Origin of the sequence: Neobacillus drentensis (genome assembly GCF_021560175.1) — a bacterium.
GTDB lineage: Bacteria > Bacillota > Bacilli > Bacillales > Cytobacillaceae > Neobacillus > Neobacillus drentensis_A.
The window spans coordinates 4,793,081-4,807,288 of record NZ_CP091110.1 but is presented as its reverse complement, the minus strand read 5'-3'; the positions used below and the strand labels follow the sequence as shown (position 1 = coordinate 4,807,288).

The window sequence follows — 14,208 nt, the reverse complement described above, 5'->3', positions numbered from 1 at the left end:
GCTGGTTAAAAAGATGTATAAACACAACGTATAACGCCTTTGTCTTCGCCCCTTTAGGGGAACACCAGTTGGCAAGTTCTTTTATTCAGATTTGGAGTTGATTAACAATGAAGTGCCCTTCATGTCAAAATTACGGTACACGTGTGCTTGATTCCCGGCCTGTTGATGAAGGACGTGCAACACGGAGAAGAAGAGAATGCGAGGAATGCGGTTATCGGTTTACTACATTTGAAAAGATTGAAGAGATTCCGCTGATTGTGGTGAAAAAGGAAGGAACAAGAGAAGAATTCAGTCGTGATAAAATCCTAAGAGGCCTGATTAAGGCGTGCGAGAAACGCCCTGTCGCCTTAAAGGAATTAGAAGATATAACGCACGGTGTGGAAAAAGACCTTCGCAGCCAAGGGATTTCTGAAATCAAAAGTGAAGCGGTTGGCGAAATGGTTATGGACAGGCTAGCACACGTGGATGAAGTTGCCTATGTGCGATTTGCCTCTGTGTACCGCCAATTTAAAGATATTAATGTTTTTATAGACGAATTAAAAGAATTAATAAAAAAGGAAAAATCGTAAAAGGAGCTGATGATTTTAGCTCTTTTTGTTTACAAAGCGGAAGCGCCTTGACCAGGGGCGACAAGCATAAGACAATCCGGTGAGAAGGTTGCACTTTAACCTTCTTGCCGGATTGACTTATGATCTCGAGCCCCTAGGCGCTGTAGCTGGACTTTTATTATACATTTTTAAGAGGAAAGGTTGGATTGATATGGCGCAGCATTGGCAGGAAATTCTGCCTATCGACCGTTATATAGTAGCTGCCGGCGGGCTGCTGCATGAATATGACCGTAAAGTGCTGACGTTTTTATATCAGCCGCTGATAGGGTCAGCTTGCTTAAGTTTGTACATGACGCTCTGGGCAGAACTGGAGGAAAATCGCCTCTGGTCTGAATCATCGACACACCATCTATTGATGAATCTTATGGGAATGAATTTAAAGGATATTTACGAAGCTAGGTTAAAGCTAGAGGGAATCGGGTTAATCAAAACCTATGTCAAAACAGCAGATGAAGAGCGTTCCTTCATTTATGAACTTCAGCCGCCTTTAAATCCGGAGCAGTTCTTTTTAGATGGAATGTTAAACATTTATTTGTTTCGGAAAATAGGGAAGAACCATTTTTCCCGATTGAAGCGATTTTTTACTGATCAACAAAAGCCAAAGGAAACGGAATATCAGAATGTAACAAAGGCATTCCAAGATGTGTTTGCCTCCGCCACACTTGGGAGCATGCAATATATACAAGATGTTTCAGGAGAATTAAAAGCGGAGGATGATGAACAATTTATGAGCCGTCAGGAACAGCAGGGGATTCAAATTGATATCGATACTTTTGATTTTGGTTTGCTAGTGGCCGGTTTAAATGAATCACTTGTCCCTAAAAAGGCATTAACGAAAAAAGTAAAAGAAGTGATTAGTAATCTGTCGTTCCTATATAATATAAATCCGATTGAAATGAAAAATTTAATTCTTGATGCCATTAATCCAAATAATGAAATTGATCTCGAGGACTTAAGAAAAGCAGCACGAAACTGGTATCAATTTGAAAATAATGAGCAATATCCGAGCTTAGTGGAACGGACACAGCCGCCTAGATACCGCAATCAATTAGACGAGCCAAAGACGAAAGAAGAAGAGTTAGTCCGTTCGTTGGAAACCACATCCCCTGTTAAGGTATTTAGAGACGCTTCACATGGAATTGAACCTTCTGATACCGAATTGAAAATTATTGAAGATGTCATGTCCAAGAAGAAACTGCTGCCTGGTGTTGTCAATGTGCTCATCCAATATGTTCTGTTAAAAGCAGATTCGAAATTTACTAAGAACTATGTCGAGCAAATTGCCAGCCACTGGGCGCGGAAGGAAGTTAAAACGGTTAAAGAAGCGATGGAATTAGCGAGAAGTGAACACAGTAAGTATCTTTCTTGGGATGAAGAGAAGAAAAACAGAAGAACATCAAATAAAAAACCGATTAGGACTGAACTATTGCCTGATTGGTTTGATAAAGATCCAAAAAAAGAACCTGCGGAAGGTCCAAAAGAAAAAGATCCTGATTTAGAGGCTAAAAAACGTGAAATAGAAGAAATGTTAAAAGCAATCGATGATTAAGAGGTGACATATGGAAAAGATTAACCGAACGCTAAACCGGATAGCCTCAAGTGAGAGTTTTCAAAAACGATATGAAAAAATGCGCCAAGAAACGCTGTCGCATCCAGCAGTGAAATCATTTATTAGGGAACATGAACAGGAGTTGACCAAGGATACAATTGAAAAGGGCTTAAATAAGCTTTACGAGTATATTAATCAAAGCCTGGAATGTAATAAGTGTGAAAGTCTTAATGGCTGTATTAATATGATGAAGGGATATCAGCCCGAGCTAGTGTTAGTAAGGAATTCAATTGATGTAAGATATGAACGATGTCCAAGAAAAATGATGGATGATGAAAAACGAAAAAATGAAAAGTTAATTAAAAGTTTATATGTTCCAAAAGACATCTTGAATGCAACCTTTGAGGACTTTGAACATGATAATAATCGAATCGATGCCATTCAACGATCACTGTCGTTTATTTTAAACTATGAACAAGGGAAGCAGGCAAAAGGCTTATATTTATACGGAGAATTTGGTGTTGGGAAATCGTATATACTTGGCGCCATTGCGAACAAGCTGGCCAAAAAACAAATTTCCTCTATGATTGTTTATGTCCCGGAATTATTACGGGAAATGAAAAGTTCGATTGCCGACTCCACCTTAAACGAAAAAATAGAGGCCTTGAAAAAAGAACCGATTTTAATGCTGGATGATATTGGTGCGGAGGCTGTATCCAGCTGGACAAGAGATGAGGTGCTTGGACCGATTCTCCAGTTCCGAATGCTCGAAAACCTTCCAACCTTTTTTACTTCAAACTTTGATTTAAAAGGACTGGAGCATCATTTAACCTATAGCCAGCGCGGCGAGGAAGAGAAAATGAAGGCTCGCAGAATTATGGAAAGAATCCGTACCTTGAGTGAGCCTGTTTTAGTCGATGGTCCAAACAGAAGATAATAATAGCTTGAAAGGATTGCCTGTAAACTTCAGGCGGTCCTTTTTTTATTTAAATAACAATTCTAAGGATGTGGATACTTCTATTTTGGTCAAGTCCCCCATATATATTAAACAGAGATTTTTCTAAAAAAGGGGGGATTTGGTTGGCGGAAATCATCTTCCAAAGCAAGATAGATGCGAACCGGTTTTATAATCACTTGCTAACGTATTTACCATTCAATTCTGTTGAAAAAACTATTCTTCTAATAGAAGATCGACATATAGTACAAGTGTTAGATGGGAACTTTTCGAAAGATATAGTGAATAAGGTGAAAAAAGCCTTTTATGATTTTATAACAACGATGAAGCGTGATGACTGGTTTCTAGAGATTATTAAGAGTCATTATTTCTTTCATGATGAAGAAGAACAGCAGCAGATTATGGAGATTATTTATTCCATCCTTGAAGGTCAAAGAGAGGACCTTGCCGTTTTTTTAAAGGAAACCAAAAAAGAGACAGCTTTTATTGAAGAGGCAGTTGATCATATTTTTCAAGAAAAGGTTTCTTTCTCTATTGATTCCTTGCTTAAATTTCGCTTACGGCCATACCTTCAAATGCTCGAAGAATATGTAGAACTCGCCATTGATGAATACAAAATGGAGCAAGAATATCAAATGTTTATTCAAATGCTCCGGGACTTTTTGGTAAAGCGGGAGCCGAGAATGTCAACCCTGCATGTATTATTTGATGAGGAAATCACGTTTTTTAATGAGAATTTGGAGGAAATAAAACGAGCGGAACTAACGAAAATGATTGATCGAAAATTATTGGTAAACCATCCGGTATACGTTGATTCTGTTTCCATCGCACCACTTCTATCAATTGCACCTACGTCCATTTTTCTATATACAAAAAATCCAGATGAGCCGCTGGTAAGAACAATTAAAAATATTTTTGAAGAACGAGTGACAACTAAAAATTTTACCGCCTTGAGAAGTTTGAAAAAGTGGAACCTGGATCAAGAGTCATCAGAAAATCATGCATAAAATCTTAAAATCATGTCAATATTTAGTTTTATGTACCTTGCATTTTTAAAAGTAAATCATTATAATAACGTACATAGCAAATATGTAGTAAAAGTAATGATAAGGACAACAGTATTTCTTTACGGTTTAAAGAGAGGAAGACCACCGGCTGAAAGTCTTCTAACACGGAATAAATACTTACCACCTTTAAACTTCGGCAGTGAACTCTTCATTTTCTGATGGGGAAAGTAATTGTTGACGGCCACAGCCGTTACCTGACCAAAGTCATTTTTAATGGATTTTTTAAAAATGAAAAATTGGGTGGAACCACGTGTTAATCAAAACTCGTCCCTATTCCTAGGGACGGGTTTTTTTATTTTTTTTGCTGTGTTAATCTTGACTGTTGATTTCGGCTCCAGGCGGCTTCGCTTTCCGCGGGCGTGCCGGGGAGCCTCCTCGGCGCATTTGCGCCTGTGGGGTCTCCCCTGCCCCGTACTCCCGCAGGAGTCTTCGCCGCCTTCCGCTCCAATCAACAGGCTAAAAATTAACAATAACCTTTAACACAGCCATTTTTTTAAAGCGATTTTGTAGTCCAAATGGCTTCAGGCGCTTAAATTTAAAGGAGGAGTTATTATGTCAGATGTTGTTAAGATTTCGTTTCCTGATGGAGCAGTAAAGGAGTTTCCAAAAGGAACAACAACTGAAGATATTGCTGCTTCCATCAGCCCGGGCCTAAAGAAAAAGGCAATCGCCGGTAAATGGAACGGACAAATGGTTGATCTTCGCCGTCCCATCTTAGAAGACGGTTCTATAGAAATCGTTGTACCCGAATCAAATGAGGCGTTAGAGGTATTACGCCATAGTACAGCCCATCTAATGGCACAAGCGGTGAGAAGACTATATCCTGATGTCAATTTAGGGGTTGGACCGGTTATTGAAGGAGGCTTCTATTATGACATGGACCTTGATGTATCATTAACACCTGAGGATTTGCCAAAGATTGAAAAAGAAATGGCGAAAATCGTCAATGAAAACATTGAAATCGTTCGTAAGGAAGTCAGCCGTGCTGAAGCAGTACAGCTTTTTAAAGAAGCTGGAGATCCTTACAAGCTTGAACTAATTGAAGCAATTCCGGATGAAGAAACAGTAACAATCTATGAGCAGGGTGAATTTTTCGACCTTTGCCGTGGGGTACATGTGCCGTCTACTGGAAAAATTAAAGAGTTTAAACTGCTAAGTATTGCGGGTGCTTATTGGCGCGGCAACAGCGATAATAAAATGCTGCAGCGCGTTTATGGTACTGCTTTCTTTAAGAAGGAAGACTTAAAAGAGCATCTCCGTTTATTAGAAGAGGCGAAAGAGCGTGACCACCGTAAAATCGGAAAAGAATTAAGTCTTTTCACAAGTAACCAATTAGTTGGTCAAGGCTTACCATTATGGCTTCCGAAAGGGGCAACGATCCGCCGTGTGATTGAACGTTACATCGTCGATAAAGAGCAGCGTCTTGGTTATGATCACGTGTACACGCCAATTATGGGAAGCGTAGATTTATACAAAACTTCCGGTCACTGGGATCATTATCATGAAGACATGTTCCCGATTATGGAAATGGATAACGAGCAATTAGTGCTCCGTCCAATGAACTGTCCGCATCATATGATGGTGTACAAAAACAGTATGCACAGCTATCGTGAGCTTCCAATTCGGATTGCGGAACTTGGTCTAATGCATCGTTACGAAATGTCAGGAGCCTTAGCAGGATTGCAGCGTGTTCGTGGGATGACATTAAATGATGCTCATATCTTCGTCCGTCCAGATCAAATTAAAGATGAATTCAAGCGTGTTGTGAATTTAATTCTAGAAGTATATAAAGACTTTAATATTAACGATTACTCATTCCGTCTTTCTTACCGCGATCCGCAGGATACTGAAAAGTATTTTGATGATGATGCGATGTGGGAAAAAGCACAAAGCATGTTGAAAGATGCAATGGATGATCTTGGTCTTGATTATTTCGAAGCTGAGGGAGAAGCAGCCTTCTATGGTCCTAAGCTTGATGTTCAAGTAAGAACTGCATTAGGTAAAGACGAAACATTATCAACTGTTCAATTGGATTTCTTGCTTCCTGAACGTTTTGACTTAAATTATGTCGGCGAAGACGGAAAACAGCATCGTCCTGTTGTTATTCACCGCGGCGTTGTATCAACAATGGAACGGTTTGTTGCTTACTTGATTGAAGAATACAAAGGGGCATTCCCAACATGGCTTGCACCAGTACAGGTACAAGTGATACCAGTTTCACCTGACGCACATTATGACTATGCGAAACAAGTTCAGGAACAACTGCAAAACGAAGGCTTCCGTGTGGAATTAGATGGCCGTGATGAAAAAATCGGCTATAAAATTCGTGAAGCGCAAATGCTGAAAATACCATATATGCTGGTTGTTGGTGACAAAGAAGTGGAAGATAATGCTGTCAACGTCCGGAAATATGGCGAGCAGAAATCAGAAACGATCGCCTTTGGTGATTTCCTTACTGCACTTCAAGCAGAAGTAAAACGTGGTTAATTTTCAAAAAAGAGAGGGTAATCCTCTCTTTTTTTGATGTTTAGACAAGGCATTTTCGCTTTTTCAAAAAAAACTATTGAATAATTTTTTGTTTCTTGCTACAATAAATTTCGTTGTCAAAGAAAAATAGTTTGTTTGACAAGTAATCTTCGCTATGATATAGTTACTAAGGTAAAATTGAATACTTAATTTTGGGAAAAGAAGAAGCACCCGCTTCTCACCTGATTGACGCTAGTTAAGCAGTTGGCAGGTTTTACGTGAACTTTTTGTTTATTACTTATGTTCTGTAAAGTGTGGGTGTATTCATCCGCACTTTTTTGTTTGTGTACTTAAGAAATAGCACTTTTAAAAGTATTTCATGCCTGTCAATCAACTAGGGTGTCAAACAATAAGGTGATCTTATTCTTGTACCCCAGAAGTTGTATTCTTGATAAAACCTTGGAGGTGGCTAATTATTAGCAAAGACATGTTGTTGAATGAGGGCATCCGTGCTCGAGAAGTTCGTTTAATTGACCAGAATGGCGAACAATTGGGGATTAAGACCAAATTTGAAGCATTGGAAATCGCCGGAAGAGTAAACCTTGATTTGGTACTTGTAGCACCAAATGCAAAGCCTCCGGTAGCCCGAATTATGGACTATGGCAAATTCAAATTCGAGAATCAAAAGAAAGAAAAAGAAGCACGTAAGAATCAAAAGATTATTACTACTAAAGAAGTTCGTCTAAGCCCAACAATAGATGAACATGACTTTAATACAAAGCTTCGTAATGCCATTAAATTTTTGGAAAAAGGCGACAAGGTAAAAGCGTCTATCCGTTTTAAGGGCCGGGCGATTACCCATAAAGAAATCGGTCAACGTGTGTTAGACCGTTTTTCCGAAGCGTGCAAGGAAGTTGCGACCATTGAATCACATCCAAAAATGGATGGACGCAGCATGTTCCTAGTTTTAGCACCTAAAAACGATAAGTAATAAGGAGGACAATCATAATGCCAAAAATGAAAACTCACCGCGGCGCTGCAAAGCGTTTCAAGAAAACTGGTTCTGGTCAACTAAAGCGTGACCATGCTTATACAAGCCACTTATTCGCTAACAAATCTACAAAAGCTAAGCGTAAGCTTCGCAAATCAGGTCTTGTTTCAAAAGGCGATTTCAAACGCATTCGTCATCTACTAACTTACGTAAAATAATATAAGTGATCGATTTATAGGAGGGAAATTACATGCCACGTGTAAAAGGCGGTACTGTTACTCGCAAACGTCGTAAAAGAGTTCTTAAATTAGCAAAAGGTTATTACGGTTCAAAACATACATTATATAAAGTTGCTAACCAACAGGTTATGAAATCATTACAATATGCTTTCCGTGACCGTCGTCAGGTTAAGCGCGATTTCCGCAAACTTTGGATTACTCGTATCAACGCAGCAGCTCGTATCAACGGTCTTTCTTACAGCCGTTTAATGCATGGCTTAAAGCTTGCTGGTATCGAAGTAAACCGCAAGATGCTTTCTGAACTTGCTATTAGCGATGCAAACGCATTTGCTGAATTAGCAAACACAGCTAAACAACAGTACAATAAGTAATAATAAAAGCCATTCTCATCATGAGGATGGCTTTTTCTATAAAAGGGGAAATAAGAATGAAAGTATTCATTATCGCTGTAATTGTTATGAACTTAGTCGGGCTGTTGATTATGGGAGAGGATAAAAAGCGTGCCAAAAAGCATGAATATCGAATTAGTGAGAGGACACTTTGGATGGTGGCAATCTTTGGCGGGGCAATTGGGACCACTGCAGGAATGCAGCTTTACCGTCATAAAACAAAACACACATCCTTTAAGCTAGGGTTCCCTATCCTTGCCATCCTAGAGATCATAATCTTTTTAAAAATAATCATTTAGTAGCCGCTTGATCTGCGGCTAGTCTGTATAAATTCCCTTTACCGTACTTTTCCAATGAATATCCGCATTCGGATATTTCTGACGTATTTTTTCTGTTAGAAAAGTGAAGTCTTCTTTTATGAGTCCTTTTAGTGCAGCAGGATTGTTAGGCCAAATAAAGACTGAAACAACATCAAAGCCGTTATCCTTTTCACCCATATATTTTTCGCCAACAAATACAGCACCTTGATACGTCACCATGAAGTTCTTTCTAATATCTTCATCATCCAGAAGTAAAAATCGTTTATGTTTACGAGCTGTTTCAAGTTTTCGGGACGAGTTGAAAAAAGATTTGATCCCCAAGTAAACAATGAAGAAAAGTAAGAACAACAATATAAAACGCAGCAACCAGATCATGGTTATGCCCCCTACCCTACACGATAATACTTTTTAATACGGATACGAAAAACAGAAGTTTCACTAATTTTATGTTTTGATATAATTTCTTGAATGAGCTTACTATTACATAAATTGAAACGAATGGAGGATACTTATGACCTACACGATTAAAGTTAAATTAATTCATGAAGATGCTTTATTGCCAAATCGGGCTTATGAAGGTGATGCTGGGTTTGATTTATTCTCAGTAGAAGAGAAAGTCATAAAAGCGGGAGAGGCAGCACTCATACAAACAGGTATTCAATTGGAATTGCCAAAAGGGACGGAAGCTCAGATTCGTCCAAGAAGTGGTTTGGCCTTAAATCATTCTATTACTGTTTTAAATAGTCCAGGCACTATAGATGAAGGGTACAGAGGAGAAATTAAAATCATTCTTATTAATCATGGGAAAAAGGATTTTGTCATAGAGAAGAAAATGAAAATTGCCCAAATGGTAATTGCTCCTATTGCTAAAGTTGATCTTTTCGAAGTAGATGAATTAACAGGATCTGAAAGGGGAACTGGTGGTTTTGGTTCATCTGGGACCACAATCAACTCCTAAGCTATGAACTTAATCAGAAAAATTTATGGCAGGAAGAATTAAAGGGAGGTGTTTCTGGATGACAGAGAGTAGAACGAATCCTAAGGTTGATGAATTTTTAAATAAAGCAAAACAGTGGAAGGAAGAATATGAGAAGTTGAGAAAGATTGTTCTTGACTGTGAGCTGACCGAAGAATTTAAGTGGATGCATCCTTGTTACACGTTTGAGAAAAAAAACATCGTTTTAATTCATGGATTTAAAGAATATTGTGCCCTTCTGTTTCACAAAGGTGCCTTGTTAAAGGATTCCCAGGGGATTCTAATCCAACAAACGGAGAATGTACAGGCGGCGCGCCAGATTCGGTTCACCAACGTTCAAGAAATCGTTACAATGGAAACGATCTTGAAAGACTATATTTATGAAGCGATTGAAGTTGAAAAAAATGGTTTGGAAGTGAACTTTAAAAAGAATACAGATTACATTATTCCTGAAGAATTTCAACATAAATTAGATGAGATTCCTGCTTTGAAAACGGCTTTTGAAGCATTAACACCGGGACGGCAAAGGGCATACCTTCTTTATTTTGCTCAACCCAAGCAATCCAAAACTCGAGTGTCCAGGGTTGAAAAGTATGTGCAGCAAATTCTCAATGGAAAAGGATTAAATGATTAGTCCATTTTTATAAAATATCCATTTAGACTATAGCTGCTTTAATCGCTTGGCAGGATTGAAAGTAAGGCGATCAGCTCAAAATAGGCCCTGCCGTCGATTATTTGAACCAAAAATTTGTAGCTTGACAGTTTCGTTTTGTATAATAAGGTCGTACATACCTATTAGGGGGCTTAAACATGGCAAAACTAGACGAAACATTAACAATGTTGAAGGATTTAACAGATGCCAAAGGTATTCCCGGTAATGAGCGTGAAGTCCGTGAAGTGATGAAACAATACATAGCTCCATATGCGGATGAAATCACGACTGATGGAATCGGCAGTTTAATTGCCAAAAAAGTGGGGAAAGAAGGCGGCCCCAAAATAATGGTGGCCGGCCACTTGGATGAAGTTGGTTTTATGATAACGCAAATCGACGACAAAGGCTTCCTTCGCTTTCAAACCGTTGGTGGCTGGTGGGGACAGGTTATGCTGGCTCAGCGCGTCACAATTGTAACAAGGCAAGGTGAGGTAACAGGTATTATCGGTTCTAAACCACCACATATCTTATCAGCAGAAGCCCGCAAGAAACCAATTGAAATTAAAGATATGTTCATTGATATTGGGGCGTCCAGCCGAGAAGAAGCACAAGGGTGGGGCGTTCGTCCAGGAGACATGGTTGTTCCATATTTTGAATTTACCGTCATGAACAATGAGAAAATGTTATTAGCCAAAGCATGGGATAACCGGATTGGTTGTGCGATTGCGATTGATGTGTTAAGACAGCTGAAAGGTGTTGAGCATCCAAACGTGGTTTATGGCGTTGGAAATGTTCAAGAAGAGGTTGGCTTGCGCGGTGCGAAGACAGCTACTTACAAAATTGAGCCGGATATCGGTTTTGCAGTGGACGTGGGTATTGCCGGAGATACGCCTGGAATTTCTGAGAGAGAAGCAATGAGCAAAATGGGCAAAGGCCCGCAGGTAGTTGTTTATGATGCTTCTATGGTGGCACATAAAGGGTTGCGTGACTTTGTTACGGATACAGCCGATGAGTTGAATATTCCTTATCAATTTGAATCCATCCCTGGCGGTGGTACAGATGCGGGTTCAATCCATTTGACTCATAAAGGTGTACCTGCGCTTGCGATCACGATTGCGACTCGTTATATTCATTCACATGCAGCAATGCTTCATCGTGATGATTACGAAAATGCGGTTAAATTGATTGTTGAGGTTATTAAGCGTTTAGACCGTGAAACGGTTGATAAGATTACATTTGAATAAAATGAAACGACCCTCGGGCTAGTGTTAGCCGGGGGTTTGTTTGTTGAAATCACCACTTTATTCTTGCTCATTGCCCGAACTAGAGAATTTCTCGTTCAGAAGGACAATGAAACAGTAGGTCATTACCGCGAGCAAGGGCCTATTTTCTCAAGTCTGTCAAAGAAATCAACATTGCGCACTGTTATAAACAAAAAAGCCGCCAAATTGGCAGCCTGTAAATTATTTCACGCCTTTTTCAAGGGTTTCAAGCATTTCTTTCTTCTCATCTTCAGATGAATTTTGCCAAATCACTTCAAATAATACCCCAAGTCCAGGAAGCATTTTTTCCTCGCCACTTTGAATGGCATCCACGATTGTATCTTGTAATTGATCTTGTGTATTACCGGAAACGTTGTGAAGAATCGCATTTCGTAGGTTTAAGTTCATGTAAGCATCCTCCTTTTGTTAACCTTTCTTCAATATTATGATTTCTAGGTTTGGGTTTTATTATGTACTATATTTAGGATATAATGAGAAAATATATGAGTTAGTTAAAGGAGAACTGTTTTGAAATTTATAGAATCTGTCAATAATCCTAAGGTAAAACAATGGAGAAAACTTTTAACAAAAAAAGAGCGGGATAAAACCGAGTCGTTTATAATAGAGGGTTTTCATTTAGTAGAGGAAGCACTCAAGCAAGGTGAGCAGATATTAGAAATTATCGTTTCGGAACAGGTAGGTCTGCCGCCGCGCTGGGATGTCAGTTCTACACCAGTCACTCTCGTTACGGAAGAAATATCTAAATTATTAACGGAGACTGAAACTCCTCAAGGAATTTACGCGATTTGTCGTGTACCAAGTAAGAAGGCTGAAACCTTGGCCGAGGAGGGAAAGTCGTTTTTATTAATAGATGCTGCCCAGGATCCGGGTAATCTTGGTACAATGATCCGCACAGCTGATGCGGCCGGGATTGATGCAGTTGTGGTAGGACGCGGCAGTGTCGATATTTACAACTCGAAGGTCTTAAGGTCAGCACAGGGAAGCCACTTTCACCTGCCAATCATTAGGGGCGACCTTCATGAATGGATAGACAAGCTTCAAGCTAAAAGTATACCGGTTTATGGAACAGCACTTGAAGAGGCCTCTGCCTATACGGATATTTCCAGTGGAGATTCGTTTGCCCTTATCGTAGGCAACGAGGGCAATGGTGTAGCAAAGGATCTTCTTTCTAGTACAACCGCCAACCTATATATCCCGATCTTCGGCAAAAGTGAATCATTAAATGTTGCCGTTGCGACAGGAATTCTGCTCTATTATTTAAAAAAATAGGCGAAATACGTTTGACCTTTTGCTGAAAAACGTTATATAATAATGAACAATTGAAAAAAGTTAAAAACGATGACGGAGAAAAGTACCTAGTTATCGACCATTTAGGGAGAAAGTGCCGTGACTGCAAGCACTTTTATGGTTCTAGATTAGAGAAGTTCACCTCCTGAGTTGGCATCGGGACCATTTTTTAAAATGTAAAGATGTATCGGCACAGGCCGTTATTCGAATGAAGCGAACACAATGTTTTTTACATAACGTGTGTTTACAAGGGTGGTACCGCGAATTAACAAACCTCGTCCCTTTCCAGGGATGGGGTTTTTTTGTTTTTTTATGGCTGCCTAAAGTGACCAATTACCATTAAGGAGGAATAGATGATATGCAAGAACGATTAAAGGAATTGCAGGAAGAGGCTCTTCAAAAAGTTGAGCAGTCTGCCAGCTTAAAAGAATTAAATGACATCCGCGTTGCTTACCTTGGTAAAAAGGGACCGATTACAGAAGTACTACGCGGAATGGGGAAGCTTTCAGCTGAAGAACGTCCAGTTATGGGAGCACTTGTAAATGAAGTGCGTGAAACGATTGCGGCTAAAATCGAAGCCAAACAAAAAGGGTTAGAGGAAGCTGCTGTTTTTGAAAAATTAGCATCTGAAAGCATCGATGTGACCCTTCCTGGCAGTCCAGTCAAGGTTGGAAACCACCATCCGCTGACTAGAATCATTGAAGAAATTGAAGACTTATTTATCGGCATGGGCTATCAAGTAGCCGAAGGCCCAGAAGTAGAGCAAGATTATTATAATTTCGAAGCTCTTAATTTACCAAAAGGCCACCCGGCCCGTGATATGCAGGACTCATTCTACATCACAGATGAAATACTCCTTCGTACCCATACATCTCCTGTCCAAGCACGGACAATGGAAAAGCATGAGGGCAAAGGACCCATTAAAATTATCTGCCCTGGTAAGGTTTACCGCCGCGATAATGATGATGCCACACATTCCCATCAATTCATGCAAATTGAAGGTCTAGTGGTCGGTGAAAACATTCGCATGAGCGATCTAAAGGGAACTTTAGAAGTTTTTGCAAAAAAAATGTTTGGTGAAGATCGTGAAATTCGTCTTCGACCAAGTTTCTTCCCATTCACAGAACCATCTGTTGAGATGGATATTTCTTGTAAAATCTGTGGCGGCCATGGCTGTAATGTATGTAAGAAAACAGGCTGGATTGAGATTTTAGGTGCGGGGATGGTTCATCCGAACGTTCTTGAAATGGCTGGTTACAATTCTAAGAAATACACTGGATTCGCGTTTGGAATGGGACCTGAACGGATTGCGATGTTGAAATACGGTGTCGATGATATCCGTCATTTCTATACAAATGATGTACGATTCTTAAAGCAGTTTTCAAAACACGAGTAGATGCTGAGGCCCGTAGGCGCTAAAGCTGAA

16 protein-coding genes and 3 other annotated features are annotated in these 14,208 nt (G+C 39.6%); of the genes, 14 read left to right on the top strand and 2 right to left on the bottom strand.

All coding sequences use genetic code 11. The features are described 5' to 3' along the window. Positions 1–107: 107 nt before the first annotated feature. From nrdR to L1999_RS22920, 9 genes are all read left to right on the top strand, one after another. The gene (nrdR, locus tag L1999_RS22960; protein WP_144564449.1) at positions 108–569 is read left to right on the top strand and encodes a transcriptional regulator NrdR; all 462 of its coding nucleotides are present in this window, start codon (positions 108–110) and stop codon (positions 567–569) included. Between the two features lie 190 nt (positions 570–759). Continuing rightward, the gene (locus L1999_RS22955) at positions 760–2,157 is read left to right on the top strand and encodes a replication initiation and membrane attachment family protein (protein WP_235740667.1); all 1,398 of its coding nucleotides are present in this window, start codon (positions 760–762) and stop codon (positions 2,155–2,157) included. A gap of 10 nt (positions 2,158–2,167) precedes the next feature. Continuing rightward, positions 2,168–3,094, top strand: coding sequence for a primosomal protein DnaI (dnaI, locus tag L1999_RS22950; protein ID WP_235740666.1), 927 nt, complete (start codon positions 2,168–2,170; stop codon positions 3,092–3,094). Positions 3,095–3,237: 143 nt separating this feature from the next. Continuing rightward, complete coding sequence (gene ytxC, locus L1999_RS22945) at positions 3,238–4,119, top strand: putative sporulation protein YtxC (RefSeq protein ID WP_235740665.1); 882 nt, start codon at positions 3,238–3,240, stop codon at positions 4,117–4,119. An 87-nt stretch (positions 4,120–4,206) separates the two neighbouring features. After that, positions 4,207–4,454, top strand: a binding site (T-box leader). A 277-nt stretch (positions 4,455–4,731) separates the two neighbouring features. Further along, positions 4,732–6,666 (top strand): threonine--tRNA ligase, encoded by a 1,935-nt coding sequence (gene thrS, locus L1999_RS22940; RefSeq protein ID WP_235740664.1) that lies wholly within the window; start codon positions 4,732–4,734, stop codon positions 6,664–6,666. 192 nt (positions 6,667–6,858) lie between these two features. Further along, positions 6,859–6,991 (top strand) — a sequence feature (ribosomal protein L20 leader region). Positions 6,992–7,132: 141 nt separating this feature from the next. Beyond that, on the top strand, positions 7,133–7,636 hold the full coding sequence (infC, locus tag L1999_RS22935; RefSeq protein WP_141561135.1) for a translation initiation factor IF-3: 504 nt from the start codon (positions 7,133–7,135) through the stop codon (positions 7,634–7,636). A gap of 17 nt (positions 7,637–7,653) precedes the next feature. Further along, positions 7,654–7,854 (top strand): 50S ribosomal protein L35, encoded by a 201-nt coding sequence (gene rpmI / locus L1999_RS22930; RefSeq protein WP_215044037.1) that lies wholly within the window; start codon positions 7,654–7,656, stop codon positions 7,852–7,854. 32 nt (positions 7,855–7,886) lie between these two features. Further along, on the top strand, positions 7,887–8,246 hold the full coding sequence (gene rplT, locus L1999_RS22925) for a 50S ribosomal protein L20 (RefSeq protein WP_215044035.1): 360 nt from the start codon (positions 7,887–7,889) through the stop codon (positions 8,244–8,246). Between the two features lie 56 nt (positions 8,247–8,302). Next, positions 8,303–8,563 (top strand): DUF1294 domain-containing protein, encoded by a 261-nt coding sequence (locus tag L1999_RS22920; protein ID WP_235740663.1) that lies wholly within the window; start codon positions 8,303–8,305, stop codon positions 8,561–8,563. Between the two features lie 18 nt (positions 8,564–8,581). On the opposite strand, the gene L1999_RS22915 is transcribed toward L1999_RS22920, so the two are convergent. Then, positions 8,582–8,959 carry a sigma-w pathway protein ysdB gene (locus tag L1999_RS22915; RefSeq protein WP_235740662.1) on the bottom strand — a complete coding sequence of 126 codons (378 nt, stop codon included), beginning with the start codon at positions 8,957–8,959 and terminating at the stop codon, positions 8,582–8,584. Positions 8,960–9,095: 136 nt separating this feature from the next. Here L1999_RS22915 and dut point away from each other — a divergent pair, with 136 nt between their 5' ends. The 3 genes from dut (at position 9,096) to L1999_RS22900 (ending at position 11,456) form a co-directional block, all read left to right on the top strand. After that, positions 9,096–9,542 (top strand): dUTP diphosphatase, encoded by a 447-nt coding sequence (dut, locus tag L1999_RS22910; protein ID WP_235740661.1) that lies wholly within the window; start codon positions 9,096–9,098, stop codon positions 9,540–9,542. A 58-nt stretch (positions 9,543–9,600) separates the two neighbouring features. Beyond that, on the top strand, positions 9,601–10,194 hold the full coding sequence (locus tag L1999_RS22905) for a YdeI/OmpD-associated family protein (RefSeq protein ID WP_235740660.1): 594 nt from the start codon (positions 9,601–9,603) through the stop codon (positions 10,192–10,194). A gap of 176 nt (positions 10,195–10,370) precedes the next feature. Further along, complete coding sequence (locus L1999_RS22900) at positions 10,371–11,456, top strand: M42 family metallopeptidase (protein WP_215044025.1); 1,086 nt, start codon at positions 10,371–10,373, stop codon at positions 11,454–11,456. Between the two features lie 219 nt (positions 11,457–11,675). On the opposite strand, the gene sspI is transcribed toward L1999_RS22900, so the two are convergent. After that, positions 11,676–11,882 (bottom strand): small acid-soluble spore protein SspI, encoded by a 207-nt coding sequence (sspI, locus tag L1999_RS22895; RefSeq protein ID WP_215044023.1) that lies wholly within the window; start codon positions 11,880–11,882, stop codon positions 11,676–11,678. Between the two features lie 120 nt (positions 11,883–12,002). On the opposite strand from sspI, the gene L1999_RS22890 reads away from it, so the two are divergent. Both L1999_RS22890 and pheS read left to right on the top strand, forming a co-directional pair. Next, entirely contained in the window at positions 12,003–12,764 is a 762-nt protein-coding gene (locus tag L1999_RS22890; RefSeq protein ID WP_235740659.1) for a TrmH family RNA methyltransferase, read from the top strand. A gap of 60 nt (positions 12,765–12,824) precedes the next feature. After that, positions 12,825–13,068 (top strand) — a binding site (T-box leader). A 72-nt stretch (positions 13,069–13,140) separates the two neighbouring features. Then, positions 13,141–14,178 carry a phenylalanine--tRNA ligase subunit alpha gene (gene pheS / locus L1999_RS22885; protein ID WP_235740658.1) on the top strand — a complete coding sequence of 346 codons (1,038 nt, stop codon included), beginning with the start codon at positions 13,141–13,143 and terminating at the stop codon, positions 14,176–14,178. Positions 14,179–14,208: the final 30 nt, after the last annotated feature.

Coding starts and splice junctions, on each gene's coding strand:
- nrdR (WP_144564449.1), top strand. CDS start 108: ATGAAGTGCCCTTCATGTCAAAATTACGGTACACGTGTGCTTGATTCC.
- L1999_RS22955 (WP_235740667.1), top strand. CDS start 760: ATGGCGCAGCATTGGCAGGAAATTCTGCCTATCGACCGTTATATAGTA.
- dnaI (WP_235740666.1), top strand. CDS start 2,168: ATGGAAAAGATTAACCGAACGCTAAACCGGATAGCCTCAAGTGAGAGT.
- thrS (WP_235740664.1), top strand. CDS start 4,732: ATGTCAGATGTTGTTAAGATTTCGTTTCCTGATGGAGCAGTAAAGGAG.
- infC (WP_141561135.1), top strand. CDS start 7,133: ATGTTGTTGAATGAGGGCATCCGTGCTCGAGAAGTTCGTTTAATTGAC.
- rpmI (WP_215044037.1), top strand. CDS start 7,654: ATGCCAAAAATGAAAACTCACCGCGGCGCTGCAAAGCGTTTCAAGAAA.
- rplT (WP_215044035.1), top strand. CDS start 7,887: ATGCCACGTGTAAAAGGCGGTACTGTTACTCGCAAACGTCGTAAAAGA.
- L1999_RS22920 (WP_235740663.1), top strand. CDS start 8,303: ATGAAAGTATTCATTATCGCTGTAATTGTTATGAACTTAGTCGGGCTG.
- L1999_RS22915 (WP_235740662.1), bottom strand. CDS start 8,959: ATGATCTGGTTGCTGCGTTTTATATTGTTGTTCTTACTTTTCTTCATT.
- dut (WP_235740661.1), top strand. CDS start 9,096: ATGACCTACACGATTAAAGTTAAATTAATTCATGAAGATGCTTTATTG.
- L1999_RS22905 (WP_235740660.1), top strand. CDS start 9,601: ATGACAGAGAGTAGAACGAATCCTAAGGTTGATGAATTTTTAAATAAA.
- L1999_RS22900 (WP_215044025.1), top strand. CDS start 10,371: ATGGCAAAACTAGACGAAACATTAACAATGTTGAAGGATTTAACAGAT.
- sspI (WP_215044023.1), bottom strand. CDS start 11,882: ATGAACTTAAACCTACGAAATGCGATTCTTCACAACGTTTCCGGTAAT.
- pheS (WP_235740658.1), top strand. CDS start 13,141: ATGCAAGAACGATTAAAGGAATTGCAGGAAGAGGCTCTTCAAAAAGTT.